Below are 15,111 nucleotides of genomic sequence, written 5' to 3'. Positions count from 1 at the left end.
TAAAAAAGAGGTTGTCTTAGTAACTAAGACAACCTCTTTCATTATAAAAGTATTCTTTCTTTTATTTTTTCTTTGGATGTACTAATTTCATTTCATCAATTAAATGTTTTGCTCCGGCGTATTTATCAATGATAAATAAAATATAACGAGCATCCACCATGATGTTTCTACAAATTTCAGGATCGTAATTCATATCACTCATGGTACCTTCCCATACACGGTCAAAGTTTAATCCGATTAAATTTCCGTGAGCGTCGATAGCAGGACTACCAGAGTTACCACCTGTGGTATGGTTGGTTCCTAAGAAGCATACAGGGACTTTTCCGTTTTTATCGGTGTATTGCCCAAAATCTTTAGCATCGTATAAATCGCGTAATTTTTGAGGTACGTCAAACTCATAATCATCAGGAACGCATTTTTCAATAACACCGTCTAAATAACTTACAGGATTGTAGTATACCGCATCTCTTGGTGAATATCCACGAACTTGACCGTAAGTAACACGTAACGTACTGTTAGCATCTGGGAAATAACGAGCTGTTGGTAATGCTTCCATTAAGGCTTTCATATATGTTTTTTGTAAAGCAGTAATAGGTTGGTTTTTTTGTTGGAACTCAGGATCTATTTTCGTGAAAAACTCTTCAATCATAGGTTTTGCATATTTGTAAGCAGCATCTTTGTTTAAGTTTTTTACTACCTTTTCAGCATCTCCTTCAAATAACTTTAAAGCTTTATCTAAGTTAGTAAAGCTAGTTTTGTTGTAGATAGAAGCATCTACATTTTTAGAGTTGTATAAAGACATCACATTATTAAATACTCCTTTGTCTACATTCGCATCAAAGTCTTTGTGGATTCCTTTAAGTCTGTTGATGTATGAGTTTCTAGCCTCATCAAATCTTTCAGGTTTATTTAAAGCTACTTGTTCTAATTGGTAAGCTCTAAACGTCATTTGCATTAACTCGTTAGTAACTAAAAAAACTTCAATAAAGTTTCTTCTTTTAATGTTGATGTCAGCAAAGTCAGCATATAGTTTTTCAAACTCTGGTAGAATATTTCCGTAGCTAGCTTCTAATCCTTTTTCCTTTAAGGCCTTTTTGAAGGTAGCTTCGAAAGCTTGACGCTCAGCAATTGCATTACTCTTTTTTATACCTAAGTTTTCACCAATCCATTTTTTCCATGCATTTGCAATACGAGCTTGTTTTGATGCATATTTGATACGAACAGCATCACTTGCTTTCATTTGTGCATCAATTTCTTTTAAAGCAGCTTCTCTAATAGCAATATTACTTGGGTTAAATTCTTGCGTAATATGTTGAATAGCTACAGCAGGTAAGTACTCGTTAGTAGTACCAGGGAACCCGAAAACCATCGTAAAATCACCTTCTTCAATTCCATCTAAAGAAACTGGTAAAAAGTGCTTTGGTTTGTAAGGAACGTTGTCTTTGCTGTATTTAGCAGGACGATTATTTTTATCAGCATAGATTCTAAATAAAGAAAAATCTCCTGTATGACGAGGGAAAACCCAGTTATCAGTATCACTACCAAATTTACCAATACTACTTGGTGGAGCACCTACTAAACGAACGTCTTCAAATTTTTCAGTAACAAATAAGAAGTACTGGTTTCCTTTATAAAAAGGTTTTACTTTAACACCTTGCCATGCTTCTTTTTGTACTGTTTTTTGAATTTCGTTGATGTTTTTATCAATTGTTGATTGCTTTTCGCGTTCACTCATTGTAGTAGTAACCCCGTTTAACGCTTTTGCAGTTACGTCATCAATACGAACAATAAACTCAACATATAAATTTTCGTTAGGCAATTCTTCTTGCTTACTCATAGCCCAAAAACCATCTTTAAGGTAGTCGTTTTCTAAAGAAGAGTGTGATTGAATTTCTCCAAAACCACAGTGGTGATTGGTTAATATTAACCCTTCAGGAGAAATAACTTCACTAGTACAACCTCCGTTAAAATGCCCGATAGCATCTTTTAAGCTTGAGTTGTTTACATCGTAAATGTCTTTTGCAGTTAATTTACTTCCTAAAGAAGTCATTTCTTGCTCGTTCATTCCTTCTAAAAGGGAAGGAATCCACATACCACCTTGTTGTGCAGTAACTTGAACGACAATAAATAAGAATAGAATTTTTATGTACTTCATCTGTTAATTTTTAAAGCGATAAAGATACAAATTGAGAATAAACTACTCAGAAGAAGCTTGTATAGAAGTAAGTTAAAATACGTTAAAAATTACTCTTTTTGGAGGTGAGAGTATTGTGAATTTTTTAAATTATGAAAATTCTATTTTTTTCCTAACGGATACATTTCTTGGTGAATAAAGTCTTTAGGAAATTTTTCATCTCCATCAAATCCTAGTTCTATATCACGTCCGTTATACGGAATATAGTTTGTTTTAAAAATATAATCCCAAATGCTTAGTGTGATGCCAAAATTCACGCCCATTTTTCTGTCTTCAGGAAGCTCTTTTGCATGATGCCAAATATGCATTTTTGGATTGTTCAAAATATATTTTAACCAGCCATAATCCCAATTAATATTAGCATGATTAAGGTGACCAATAGTAATGTTAAAAAAGTGAACAATAGCAACATCTTGTGCTGTAAACCCGCCCATAATTGCCAGTGGAATATATTTCATGGAGTTGTAAACAACAGGCTCCATCCAGTGATAACGAAGGTGTGCTGCAAACCCCATTTGTTTTACTGAGTGATGTACTTTGTGGAAGTCCCATAAAAATTCATACCGATGCAGTAACGTATGCGTAAACCACTGAACAAAATCAATAATGATAAAAAATACGAAAAGTCTTGCCCAATAAGGAAATGTGTTGATGTCGAATAGTTGAAAATTCGCAACGGATAGTCCAACCAAACCTAAAATATCATTAAAAAACAGCTCTGCTGTATTTGACAAAGCAATAAGTACGATGAGGTTTAGTAAAAAGAAATTGAAGAACATGTAAAATGTATCTAACCAAAAATCTTTTCTAAATAAAGGCTGATTTTTACGCCAAGGAAACACAATTTCTAACCCCCATACCACTAGAGAAATAATAATTAATCCGTAAAAATAATTTTCCCAGTTCAACTCCATTAGCACTGATTGTTTAATGTAGTTCCAGTAACCAGTGTATGAGTTTTTTATAATGTCTAGGTACTTATTCATGTGTTTTTTGGGTAAAAATATTTCGTAAAATTAATGAAATAAATATGCTTGAAATGTTACCTAGGTTACAATGATTTGTTAAAAACAAAAGAGACTGCCTTTGTAGACAGTCTCTTGGTTGTATGTAAAAAATTAATTTACTTACTTTTTGTTCACTTCTTTAATGTACTTTTCTAAAGCCATCGTCATTGAAGGAGTTTCAGGTGTTGGTGCAGCGATATCTACACGTAAACCTCTATCTTCAACAGCTTGAATAGTTGAATTACCAAACACTGCGATTCTAGTATTGTTTTGTTTGAAATCAGGGAAGTTTTCAAATAAACTATCAATTCCTGATGGACTAAAGAATACTAAAATGTCATAAAAAACATCTTCTAAGTCAGATAAATCACTTACTACTGTGCGGTATAAATCAGCACGCTTCCAGTCGACTCCTAACTTATTTAATTCTTCTGGAATTAAATCTTTCAATTTGTCAGAAGAAGGCAATAAGAACTTTTCGTCTTTATGCTTTTTAATTAATTTAGTTAATTCAGGAAACGTTCTGTTTCCAACATAAATTTTACGTTTTCTGTAAACTACATACTTTTGTAAGTAGTAAGCCACTGCTTCAGATTGACAAAAATACTTCATGTCATCAGGCACTGTAAAACGCATTTCCTCTGCAATTCTAAAAAAGTGATCAACAGCATTTCTACTGGTTAAAATAATTGCAGTGTAGTTTTTTAAGTCTACCTTTTGAGCTCTTACCTCCTTTACAGGGATTCCTTCGACATGTATAAATGAGCGAAAGTCAACTTTTACTTTTTGTTTTTCGGCTAAGTCGAAATACGGTGAAGTTTCTGTCTTTGGTTTTGGTTGAGAGACTAAAATAGTTTTCACTTTCATAAACATTCTCTTTATTACGTAGTTGTTGTTTTATAAAGAATTAATAGCGGTGCTATTTCAAGGGTGCAAAAGTACAAAATAAAATAGAACAACTTACTAAGCACAAGCTTTTTATTATTGTTTAATATTAAAAAAGCCCTAATAATAAGCAATATACAGAAAGAGGAAATTAAGAATAGTTTATTTGGAAATGTATATTGATACACTATGATAAAAGGAAGTAACCATATACAAAGTACATATAAATAGCCTGATTTTGTGTATGAAAAATAGGTAATTATAGAAGTTAGTCCTAATATATTAGCAATTGCATGATCTAAAAATACTCGTATTGCAAGATATGTTGTAACAAAGAAAAATAGCCCAAGAAAAGCTAAAAATCCTTGAGGGTATAAATCTGCAAGTACAGCTTGGAACAGAAATAACGAAATTACAATCGTAGAAAAGAAAAATAAAAACAACCTAAAAGGCGTGAAAAAAGAATCTCCTTCTTCAATTCTTTTATGAAAAAAACCAGGAGAAATAAAAGCTACAACATAACCATATAATTGAGAAGGCTTGAGTAGTTTCATCAAGGCTAGCAGTATAATTGCTGTAACAATAACCAAGGTTATCCAACTACTATCATTAATAATTCGCTCTATTGCTTGCAATTGCTTTTATACTTTTAATTAACACAAAATTAGTAATAAATTAGTGTATCTTTGCCTTGATTTATATGAAAATTACATGAAGTCAGACGCCTTAGTCATAATCCCTACTTATAACGAAAAAGAAAACATCGAAGCTATTATTCGAGCAACTTTTAGTCAAGAAAAGGCATTTCATGTATTAGTGGTCGATGATAACTCACCTGATGGAACTGCTGAAATCGTAGAAAATCTACAAAAAGAGTTCCCTAGTCAGCTTTTTATTGAAAAAAGAAAAGGAAAAAACGGTTTAGGTACTGCCTACATCCATGGATTCAAATGGGCCATTGCCCAAAAGTATGATTACATTATTGAAATGGATGCCGATTTTTCACATAACCCCAACGATTTAATTCGATTGTATAACGAATGTGCTATTGAAGGAGCCGATGTAGCAATAGGATCAAGATATTCAGTAGGGGTAAATGTAGTAAATTGGCCAATGAGCAGGGTTTTGTTGTCATATTTTGCATCAAAGTATGTGAGATTGATTACACGAATGCCAATTCATGATACCACCGCTGGTTTTGTATGCTATAAAAGAAAGGTGTTAGAAACGATTAAGTTAGATAAAGTAAAGTTTGTAGGCTACGCATTTCAGATTGAAATGAAATACAAAGCTTGGAAACACCAATTTAATATAAAAGAAGTTTCGGTTATTTTCACAGACAGAGTATTAGGAAAATCGAAACTTAGCAAAGGAATTATCAAAGAAGCTGTTTTTGGCGTGATAAAAATGAGAATTAACGGATTACCAAAATAACAACATGCAATCAATTTTAATTAAAAATGCACAAATCGTTAATGAAAACAAGGTTTTTAAAGGCGATGTTTTATTAGAAGGAGAATTTATTAAAAAGATAGATGAAACCATTGTACCTGCTGATAATATGCAGGTAATTGATGCTGCTGGTAAATACTTAATTCCAGGAATGATTGATGATCAGGTACATTTTCGTGAGCCTGGATTAACACATAAAGCAAACATTGCAACAGAAAGTAAGGCAGCTATTGCTGGAGGTATCACTTCTTTTATTGAAATGCCAAACACGGTACCGCAAGCAACGACTCAAGAATTGTTAGCAGACAAGTTTGACATTGCTAGCAAAACATCCTATGCTAATTACTCTTTTATGTTCGGAGGAACGAATGATAATTTAGAAGAGTTGTTAAAAACGAATCCGAAAGATGTTGCTGGAATCAAACTATTCTTAGGTTCGTCAACAGGAAATATGCTAGTTGATAATGAAGAAGTATTAGAGAAAATATTTTCTTCAACTGATATGTTAATTTCAGTTCATTGTGAAGATGAAGCAACTATTAGAAAAAACACAGAAGAGTATCAAGCAAAATATGGAGATGATATTCCGGTAAAATATCATCCGTTAATTCGTAGTGAAGAGGCATGTTATTTATCATCATCAAAAGCAATTGAATTAGCTAAGAAAACAGGAGCTCGCCTACATATTTTTCATTTATCTACGGAAAAAGAAACGCATTTATTCAGAAATGATATTCCGTTAGAAGAAAAGCAAATAACTGCTGAAGTTTGTGTGCACCATTTGTGGTTTACCGATGCTGATTACGATAAAAAAGGAACACTTATTAAGTGGAATCCTGCCGTGAAAACTCAAAAAGATAAAGATGGACTGTGGAAAGCATTGTTAGATGATAGAATTGATATTATCGCAACCGACCATGCACCTCATACGATAGAGGAAAAAGACAACGTATATACCAAAGCGCCAAGTGGAGGTCCGTTAGTACAACATGCGGTTATTGCTGTTTTAGAGAAGGTGAAAGAAGGAGTGCTGCCAATTGAAAAAGCAGTAGAAAAAATGAGCCATAATCCAGCAAAAATCTTCAAAATTGAAAAAAGAGGGTTTATCAAAGAAGGTTTTTATGCCGATTTGGTGTTGGTTGATGCTGATAAAAAGTGGACAGTTACCAAAGACAATGTTTTATACAAGTGTGGATGGTCTCCTTTTGAAGGTGTTGAATTTTCAAACCAAATAACCCATACTTTTGTAAACGGAAACCTAATGTATAACGAAGGAACGTTTAACGAAGAAATTAAAGGAAAACGATTACTATTTAACAGATAGATGAGAAAAGCAGCTTATATACTTATCGGTTTACTTTTAGTTTCGTGTACCAGTAATACGATTTATGAAAAGCCAGAAAATCTTATTCCAAAAGATTCGATGATAGCTTTATTAACTGATATGTATATAGCTTCTTCTGCTAAAAATCAAAAAAATAAATTTCTAGAACGAGAGAATAATTATATGACTTTAGTGTATGAGAAGTATAAGATTGATACAACTCGTTTTGATATTAGTAATATTTATTACATCTCACAAGTTGATGAATATACAGAAATCTTAAAAAAAGTAAAGTTTAATATAGATTCTTTATATAGCATGTATAGAGGAAACCCTAATGTTGAAGAAGGTATAAAAAAATCAAAAGAAATAAAAAATACTATTGAAAAAGATTCTGTTTTAAATAAAAAGCAATTACTTAAAGAAATACCCAAAGAACTTAAAGAAAGAGATTATAAAGAGTAAATTAAGAACCTATTTTCTAAAGTCTTTACAAGTTTCTGAAATCACTTCATTAATTGGCTCAAATTTAAAATCAAGTTGTTCTATAATCTTTTTTGAAGTATAAAACGATGTGTTATGGGCAGATCTAGCAGAGTTTTTATTTAATAAAGGCTCTTTTCCTGTTAGTTTTGTTAAAAGCCAGTCAATTCTCCAAGAAATAGCAGTTGCTAATTTTCCTACTTTTTTAGAAGGTCTTTTTTTCTGTAAACCATCAGCAATAGCATTGAATACTTCTTGAAACGATTTATTTTCTGAAACTAGAATATAACGTTCGTTTTTTATGTCAGAATTCATTAAGTTAATCATTGCTTTTACCACATCTTTAACTCCAACAAATCCAGTTTTACCTTCGGTATAAAAGTTAAATCCATTATTTACTTTGGTAAACATTTTTCCAGAACCGTCGTTCCAAAAACCACTACCTAAAATAACACCAGGATTTACAATTACAACATTCAATCCTTCTTGGCTACCTCTCCACACTTCCATTTCGGCACCGTACTTGGTTATTGCATATCCGTGATTTTCATCAGTATCAGACCATTCGTTTTCTTCATTAATTGGTTTTCCGTTAATAGAATTCCCCACAGCAGCGACAGAACTTACAAAACAGAATTTTTTAACGCCAGCATCAATAGCAAAATTGATAAGGTTTGCGGTTCCTTCAATATTCACTTGGCGCATTTTTCTGTAATCCTTTGGATTGAAAGAAACTAAGGCAGCACAGTGATAAACTTCGGTTATATTATTAAAAACAGTTTCTAAAGAAGGAGTTTCGGTAATATCAGCTTTAACCCATTCAATTTTTGAAAAGCACTGCTGCACATCATCCGTGTAAAAAGAAAAGATTTTTTTAACGTGATCACGCTTTTCTTCTGTTCTAAAAATAGCTCGAATTGTATCGTTTTTTTGGCTTAAATAATATAATAAATGTGAGCCTACTAAACCTGTTCCTCCTGTAACTAAAATCATACAGCGAATTTAGTTTATTTTGGTTGATAAACTTATCTTTGCTTCTTTAAAAATAGAATAAAATGACCAAGAATTTAGTAGAAGAATTACAATGGCGTGGAATGATTCACGACATTATGCCAGGAACCGAAGAACAACTTCAAAAGGAAATGACATCGGTTTATATTGGTTTTGATCCAACTGCAGATTCGTTACACATTGGTAGTTTAGTTCCAATTATTTTATTAGTTCACATTGAAAAAGCAGGGCATCAGCCAGTAGCTTTAGTAGGAGGTGCAACTGGTATGATCGGTGATCCAACAGGAAAATCTGATGAGCGTAATTTATTAAATGAAGAAGCTTTAGCGAAAAACGTTGAAGGTTTAAAAAGAACCTTAGGTCGCTTTTTAAATTTTGATAACGGAGCTAAAAACACTCCTTTATTGGTAAATAATTACGATTGGATGAAAGATTTTTCATTTATCGAATTTGTACGTGATGTTGGAAAGAGAATCACTGTAAACTACATGATGGCAAAAGATTCTGTAAAAAAACGTATTACAGGAGAAGCAGGTAACGGAATGAGTTTTACAGAGTTTACTTATCAACTAATTCAAGGGTATGATTTCTATCATTTATATAAAACCTTAAATTGTAAATTACAAATGGGAGGTTCTGACCAATGGGGTAATATTACCACAGGTACAGAATTAGTTCGTAGAATGACTCCAGGTGAAGAAGCAAAAGTATTTGCTGCTACATGTCCGCTAATTACTAAAGCAGACGGTTCTAAATTCGGAAAATCTGAAGGAGGAAATGTTTGGTTAGATGCTGATAAAACATCAGTATACAAGTTTTACCAGTTTTGGTTAAATACTTCGGATGAAGATGCTGAGAAGTATATAAAGATATTCACCTTTTTAGATAAAGATACTATTGATGCTGTAATTGCTGAACATAAAGAAGCACCACACCAAAGAGCTTTACAAAAGAAGTTAGCTGAAGAAGTAACAACGTTTGTACATTCAAAAGAAGAATTAGATAAGGCTATTGCAGCTTCTAATATTTTATTTGGAAATTCAACAGCTGACGATTTAAAAAACTTAGATGAGCAAACCTTTTTAGATGTGTTTGATGGTGTACCACAAGCTGAGGTAACATCTGATGATGTTTCTGAAGGGTTAGATATGGTTTCAGCTTTAGCAGCTAAAACAGGCTTCTTAAAGTCTAATGGAGATGCTAGAAGAGCTTTAAAAGAAAATTCAATATCGGTAAATAAAGAAAAGGTAAGTGAAGATTTCGTAATCACTTCAAAAGATTTAATTGCTGATAAGTATGTATTGCTACAAAGAGGTAAAAAGAATTACTTTTTATTAAAAGTAGCGTAAGTAATACCTAATATAATTTAAAAAGCCCTTGATAGAAATTCTATCAAGGGCTTTTTGCATTTATAAACAAAGGGAAAATTTTTAAGAAACAGCTTTAAAATCGAATGTTAAAGGGCATCTTTTACAATTAATGCCTTTCTTTTGGTACTTATTACAGCATTTACTTTTAGGTTTAATGCAGTTACTTGAGCAAACTGAATTACAAATTGTAACTTCCTGCAGTTTTTTTACAGGGGTAATAGAGGTAACTTTCTTGGTTTCAGTATAAAAAACAATCATTATCTTTTCGTAAAATCCGTGCAAATATAAGTTTTTTATTTAGAATAAATTAAAATAAAGAAAAAAATCGTATTTTTTATCATTGGTAATCAGTGGGGATAGTCGTATCTTTGCGTAAGTAAAAAAAGCCCCTTTCTTGTTAAAAAAACTTAGCATATATTTTTTTGTTGCATTGTACATGATAGCCATGTTACGCCCCATAGCTCCTTTTGTAGAGTATGCAATAAATTATGATTATATCTCAAAAGTTTTGTGTATCAACAAAGATAAACCAGAGTTAAACTGTAATGGTAAATGTCAGTTAATGATGGAGCTTGAACAACAACAAGATGATGATTTTAAATTGTTGCGAATTTCAATGGAAGAATATCCTATCGGGTTTGTTTCGGTTTTAAATTTAGACTTAGAAGAAAAACAGTTTATAAAAGAAAAAGAATTATTCTCTTACAAGAAAAATTACTACTACTTATTCAATCAAGAAGTATTTCATCCTCCTACAGTTTAATTTTTTCATACAGTTTTTTACATCGTAAACAATTCAAAAGTTTTTTGAATTGATAGGTGTTGCTATACAATTATGTAAAAATTAAATTCAATTTTAATAATGAAAAATTTAGGATGGATGCTTCTTAGCATCTGCACAATAGCTATGTCTGCTCAAGAACAAAAAAAAGACACAGTTAAACAAAAAACTATACAGTTAAACGAAGTAATCGTTGAAGGAAAAATAAAAACAAATCCTGTTCATGCTACTGTTAAAAATGATTATCAAAAAAAGGTAATTCAACCTAAAAATGTAGCAGATTTATTTTCTGAAATCAACGGATTTTCAGTCATAAAAAGAGGAAACTATGCAATGGATCCAACATTTAGAGGAGCTGCCTACGAGCAGTTAAATGTGATGTACGATGGAGGTACAAAAGCAGTAAATGCTTGTCCGAACAGAATGGATCCTATCACCACACATATTATTCCAGAAGAAATTTCAAAAATTGAAATCATCAAAGGACCTTTTACGGTACGATATGGAGCAACTTTTGGAGGTATCGTAAATATGGTGACAGAAAATCATAACATGTTAGAAAACGGATTCCACGGAAAATTTTCAGCAGGATATGAAACCAATGGAAATTCATTTGTAAACATGTTACAATTACAACATGTTACCAATAAGTTTGATGTGGTAGGAAATGTAGGTTACCGAAACTTTGGAGATTATAAAGACGGAAGTGGTACTGAGATTCCATCATCATTTACAAGTACCGATTATGGAGTAAAGTTAGGATATAATTTTACAGAAAATCAGCGTTTACAAGCGCACTGGCGTCAATCGTTTGGTAGAGACATAAAACATGCTGCTTTACCAATGGATACCGATTATGACAACAGTACAATTGTATCGTTAGATTACAAAGCAATAAACATTGGTAGCACATTAAAAACAATTACAACAAAAGGTTTTTACAGCTATGTAGATCATTTAATGACGAATGAAAACCGACCAAATTTTAACATGGTTTTTGCTTCGTCACCAGTAGAGTCAACTACTATAGGAGGTAAAGTAGAGTTTGAGTTTAATATGCATAAAGATTTTAATTTGTTTGTAGGAAGTGATATCAATCACATAAAACGAGAAGGAAATCGTACACGTACCATAAAAATGATGAATGGTACGATGCTACCAATGCCAATGGTTAAAGTAGATAAGATTTGGCAAGATGCTTATATAAATGATTTCGGAGTGTTTTCTGAAGCAAAATTCAATCTAGCCCCTAAAACTGTATTAACTACAGGTGTTCGAGTAGATTTAGTAAGTGCTAACGCCAAAAATTTAGAAGCTGATTTTGCTGCAATGTATCCTGTTGTAAAAACAAACGAAACTAATGTGAGCGGTAACATTTCGGTAAAGCACGCATTTTCTAAAAAAGCAATTTTAGAAGCTGCATTTGGTAGAGGAGTACGTACTGCAAATATGGCTGAGCGTTATATCAATCATTTTACGATTGGTTCAGATTCATATGAATATTTAGGAAACCCGATGTTGCGACCAGAAGTAAATAACCAATTTGAGTTAGGATTAAAAGGAAAACTAGGATTGAATAACAACTTGCAATTACATTATCAAACATCAGCGTTTTACTCAATTTTTGAAGATTATATTTCAGCAGTGGTTGACCCAACCATTCCAAGGAAGTTCATGCCAAATCAAAAACCAGAGTTTACAAAAGTGTTTACTAATATTGAAGATGCTAGCAAAACTGGATTTGAAGTAGCTACAAAATTGCAAATGTTTAATGATTACTATTTTCAAACAGAAGTAGCCTATGTAAAAACAGAAAACAAGGATTTTGGTGAATCGTTGCCATTGAATCCGCCTTTCACTTCAAAAATTTCTATGGGCGTAGACAAAGAAAAATATTGGGCAAAAGCACAGTATAATGTAGTGTCAACTCAAAAAGATATAGCTCCTTCTTTTGGTGAAACAGAAACAGAAGGCTATCAAACTTTCGATATAAAATTAGGGGTAAAGCCGTTTAAAAATTTTACGTTAGGGGTAGCTTGTTTAAATGTGTTTGATGAGAATTATATCAACCACTTAAATTTTTCATATAAAAACCAAGCAGATTTACCAATGACTAGAATTTATGAACCAGGAAGAAACTTTACAGCATTCTTACAGTATAAATTTTAATTTTCGAGTAAGGTTACTTAAATTTGGTGACTAATCTCCCAAATATTAACTAAAAAATTAAAAATGAAAAAATCTATTTTATCAATTATTGTATTTGCTGTAGCCCTTGTGTTTTCTAACGAAGTTATGGCTCAAGATTTCCCTAATCTAGATAAAAGTCCAATGGATGCAGCAACATATCCAAGTAGTTATAGAAATTCAGATAAAAAAGTAAAGGTTATTTATAGTCGTCCTCAGTTAAAAAGAAGACCAGTATCTCGTTTAGCAGTTGCAGGTAAAGTATGGAGAACAGGAGCAAATGAAGCTGCTGAAATTACTTTTTACAAAGATGTAAACTTTGGAGGAGAAGAAGTAAAAGCAGGAACATACTCGTTATTTACCATTCCAGGAGACAAAGAATGGACGGTTATTTTAAATACTGCTAAAAATGTTTGGGGAGCTTATTCTTACAACGAATCAGATGATGTAGTACGTGTTACAGGAAAAGTTTCTAGAGCAAATGAAAATATTGAAGCTTTCTCAATCGCTTTTGATGGTGAAGAGGATACTTTTAATATGTATTTAGGTTGGGGTAACGTTGTAGTTACAGTACCTGTTAAAGGATAATTTTAATTAAATATATAAAAACAGCAGGCATTCTATAATGCCTGTTTTTTTGTGGGTTATATTGAAGCTTAAAAAGAAAGATAATCAAATCTTTAACAGAACTTTAAGAAGGTTGGCATGATGATTGTTTCAAAGCCTCTCTATATAAATTAAAATTATTATTATGAAAAAAACAGTACTTGTGATTTTATGTATAATCGCATTTTCAGGAGTTAAAGCACAACAAGTTAAATTTGGAGTTAAAGCAGGATTGAATGTTGCTACAATCCATGGAGATAATTTAAATACAGATTCGAGATTAGGGCTTCACGCGGGGGGATTAGTGGAATTGAAGTTATCAGATTCATTTTCTATTCAACCAGAAGTTTTGTACTCACAAATGGGGACAGAAAACGATGCTAATGAATTGAAAATAGATTACATTTCGTTACCAGTCATGGCTAAATATTATATTATTGATGGTTTTTCCCTTGAGGTAGGTCCTCAAATATCATTTTTAGTAGATGATGTTTTAAAAACAAATGATGGTGGAAGCTTAGATCCAGATTTAGAAAACTATGATTTAAGCGCAAATCTTGGTTTAGGTTACCAATTTAAACAAGGTTTATTTGTGCAAACACGATATAATTTAGGATTAACGGCAATTCAAGAAAATCCAGATATTAAAAACGGTTCCTTTCAAATTTCTGTTGGATATCAGTTTTAACAATACAAAAAACCTCTCAAAAGAGAGGTTTTTTATTAAATAGCATCTCACTTTTCCAAAGAGTATTTTAACTCAATATCTGGATTCATTTGGTAAGTGTAAACAATTGAATTAAATAGAAATGGATGTTCAATGCCCATTTCAAGAGGAATTGTCAAAGAAGATTCATTTCTTGTTAACCATATATCATTATAAATATGCACCAAAGTGTCTAAAGTCATGTAATTATATTGCTCAATATTCAATGAGCTTACTGCGATTTTTTTATCAGGAAGTTGGCTAGGAGTTGACGTGCTTATGGTGTTTAAAGAAACGGCTTCTCGTACATCTATAATGGTGTCGATTTCTTTAGGAGAATGCTTAGAGTCAGCGATAGGGTCAACCGATAAACTCATCTTTACCAACACATTCTTCGGAACTACAGTAATATCTTGAGGTAGCTGAGGTAGTAAGTTGAATAAAATAGGAACATAACATTCTCTATATAACAAAGCATCCAACGTTTCACTAAATAATATATGATACTTTTCAGCTTCAGGGATTTTGAAAGTAACAGCATCAGCAGCATAGTAGTTTGTTATATAATTGGTAATCTCCAATTTTTGGATAAGGTTTTTGGCATATTCTAAAGACTTATCATTAATTTCCAGTAAAGAAAATTGAACTTCTTCAGAGCTAAAAAGTGGAGCAATTAAAGTAACAAACGGAGCATAGGGCCCACAACCAGCATAAAAAACACGAATAGTTTCATCAGGGTGATGTTGCTGCTTGTCTTTAATGGCTGTTACCATAGCTTTTAAAAACTTTACAGTTCGTTTATAATCTAGTAAACATTGAGCTGCGTGGTTAAGTCCAAGCGCTTTTCCTTTTGCTGTCGTTACAGCTGCAAGATGTTCAATATTATTATCAAATCCAGTTAACTGAGTTAGCTCTCGAAAATAAGTGTGTATTTCATTAATCAGGTTCTCAACTTCTGCTTGTTGAGTATTACTTTTAAGTAAAGTTGACACTTTTTCTTTAATATCTATAGCAGTTGCGTTTTTGTTCATAGTTGGTTAGTAAATAACTTGTTAGTTGTAATCTGAACTAAAAATAGAATATTTATCTGGTTAAAAACGGGTGG

14 protein-coding genes are annotated in these 15,111 nt (G+C 32.2%); 8 read left to right on the top strand and 6 right to left on the bottom strand.

Going from position 1 to position 15,111, the window contains the following annotated elements; genetic code table 11:
• Positions 1–61 precede the first annotated feature (61 nt).
• From ACKTSU_RS13265 to ACKTSU_RS13250, 4 genes are all read right to left on the bottom strand, one after another.
• Positions 62–2,155: a S46 family peptidase gene (locus tag ACKTSU_RS13265; protein ID WP_408036981.1), complete on the bottom strand. Its 2,094-nt coding sequence runs from the start codon at positions 2,153–2,155 to the stop codon at positions 62–64.
• A gap of 140 nt (positions 2,156–2,295) precedes the next feature.
• Positions 2,296–3,180 (bottom strand): sterol desaturase family protein, encoded by an 885-nt coding sequence (locus ACKTSU_RS13260; protein ID WP_408036979.1) that lies wholly within the window; start codon positions 3,178–3,180, stop codon positions 2,296–2,298.
• Between the two features lie 141 nt (positions 3,181–3,321).
• Positions 3,322–4,068: a uroporphyrinogen-III synthase gene (locus ACKTSU_RS13255; RefSeq protein WP_028891767.1), complete on the bottom strand. Its 747-nt coding sequence runs from the start codon at positions 4,066–4,068 to the stop codon at positions 3,322–3,324.
• 14 nt (positions 4,069–4,082) lie between these two features.
• Complete coding sequence (locus tag ACKTSU_RS13250; protein ID WP_408036977.1) at positions 4,083–4,721, bottom strand: DUF4271 domain-containing protein; 639 nt, start codon at positions 4,719–4,721, stop codon at positions 4,083–4,085.
• Positions 4,722–4,797: 76 nt separating this feature from the next.
• Here ACKTSU_RS13250 and ACKTSU_RS13245 point away from each other — a divergent pair, with 76 nt between their 5' ends.
• From ACKTSU_RS13245 to ACKTSU_RS13235, 3 genes are read left to right on the top strand one after another with little or no spacing between them, the layout of a single operon-like run.
• Positions 4,798–5,520, top strand: a complete 723-nt coding sequence (locus ACKTSU_RS13245) for a polyprenol monophosphomannose synthase (RefSeq protein WP_408036976.1) — start codon at positions 4,798–4,800, stop codon at positions 5,518–5,520.
• Between the two features lie 4 nt (positions 5,521–5,524).
• A complete protein-coding gene (locus ACKTSU_RS13240; RefSeq protein ID WP_408036974.1) occupies positions 5,525–6,862 on the top strand; it encodes a dihydroorotase in 1,338 nt (445 codons plus the stop codon).
• On the top strand, positions 6,863–7,327 hold the full coding sequence (locus ACKTSU_RS13235; RefSeq protein ID WP_408036972.1) for a DUF4296 domain-containing protein: 465 nt from the start codon (positions 6,863–6,865) through the stop codon (positions 7,325–7,327).
• Between the two features lie 9 nt (positions 7,328–7,336).
• On the opposite strand, the gene ACKTSU_RS13230 is transcribed toward ACKTSU_RS13235, so the two are convergent.
• Positions 7,337–8,338: an NAD-dependent epimerase/dehydratase family protein gene (locus tag ACKTSU_RS13230; RefSeq protein ID WP_408036970.1), complete on the bottom strand. Its 1,002-nt coding sequence runs from the start codon at positions 8,336–8,338 to the stop codon at positions 7,337–7,339.
• Positions 8,339–8,400: 62 nt separating this feature from the next.
• Here ACKTSU_RS13230 and tyrS point away from each other — a divergent pair, with 62 nt between their 5' ends.
• The 5 genes from tyrS to ACKTSU_RS13205 all read left to right on the top strand — a co-directional run bounded on the left by tyrS (position 8,401) and on the right by ACKTSU_RS13205 (position 13,988).
• The gene (gene tyrS / locus ACKTSU_RS13225; protein WP_408036968.1) at positions 8,401–9,705 is read left to right on the top strand and encodes a tyrosine--tRNA ligase; all 1,305 of its coding nucleotides are present in this window, start codon (positions 8,401–8,403) and stop codon (positions 9,703–9,705) included.
• A 466-nt stretch (positions 9,706–10,171) separates the two neighbouring features.
• Positions 10,172–10,489: a hypothetical protein gene (locus ACKTSU_RS13220; protein ID WP_408036967.1), complete on the top strand. Its 318-nt coding sequence runs from the start codon at positions 10,172–10,174 to the stop codon at positions 10,487–10,489.
• Positions 10,490–10,588: 99 nt separating this feature from the next.
• On the top strand, positions 10,589–12,676 hold the full coding sequence (locus tag ACKTSU_RS13215) for a TonB-dependent receptor domain-containing protein (protein ID WP_408036966.1): 2,088 nt from the start codon (positions 10,589–10,591) through the stop codon (positions 12,674–12,676).
• Between the two features lie 63 nt (positions 12,677–12,739).
• On the top strand, positions 12,740–13,282 hold the full coding sequence (locus ACKTSU_RS13210; protein WP_408036964.1) for a DUF2911 domain-containing protein: 543 nt from the start codon (positions 12,740–12,742) through the stop codon (positions 13,280–13,282).
• A gap of 163 nt (positions 13,283–13,445) precedes the next feature.
• Positions 13,446–13,988, top strand: coding sequence for a porin family protein (locus tag ACKTSU_RS13205; RefSeq protein WP_408036963.1), 543 nt, complete (start codon positions 13,446–13,448; stop codon positions 13,986–13,988).
• A 47-nt stretch (positions 13,989–14,035) separates the two neighbouring features.
• On the opposite strand, the gene ACKTSU_RS13200 is transcribed toward ACKTSU_RS13205, so the two are convergent.
• A complete protein-coding gene (locus ACKTSU_RS13200; protein ID WP_408036962.1) occupies positions 14,036–15,037 on the bottom strand; it encodes a phytanoyl-CoA dioxygenase in 1,002 nt (333 codons plus the stop codon).
• Between the last annotated feature and the right edge of the window lie 74 nt (positions 15,038–15,111).

Origin of the sequence: Tenacibaculum aestuarii (assembly GCF_964510395.1) — a bacterium.
GTDB classification, from domain to species: domain Bacteria; phylum Bacteroidota; class Bacteroidia; order Flavobacteriales; family Flavobacteriaceae; genus Polaribacter; species Polaribacter aestuarii.
Note: the sequence above shows the minus strand (reverse complement) of the source record. Positions and strands in the feature narration are given on the sequence as shown.